The 251-nt window shown below is 64.5% G+C and carries 1 protein-coding gene; it reads right to left on the bottom strand.

Going from position 1 to position 251, the window contains the following annotated elements:
- Positions 1 to 251: hypothetical protein (locus FS665_RS23220; protein WP_145193668.1), on the bottom strand; the 251-nt coding region annotated here is incomplete at both ends.

The following is a 251-nucleotide window of genomic DNA, read 5'->3' as shown; positions in this document are numbered from 1 at the left end:
CCGACACCGCCTGTGGCAGAGCCGACCAGGGTGCCGCTGGCGGTTTCGCGGGTTGAGGTCGGGTCACTGCCGTTGACCGTGCCGGCCGCCAGGTCGTTGCCGTCCTTGTTCAGATCGAGGGCGCTCTCGTACACCGTGACATCACGGTCCTCGCAGGCCATCAGCGAATTGTGTACGTTGATGGTCAGGGTCGTGGTGCTCTCGTCGCCGTCGGCATCGCGGATGGTGTAGACGAAGGTATCCACCGCATC

Origin of the sequence: Pseudomonas sp. URMO17WK12:I11 (assembly GCF_007677725.1) — a bacterium.
Classification (GTDB): domain Bacteria; phylum Pseudomonadota; class Gammaproteobacteria; order Pseudomonadales; family Pseudomonadaceae; genus Aquipseudomonas.
This window is presented reverse-complemented; position numbering and strand designations above follow the sequence as displayed.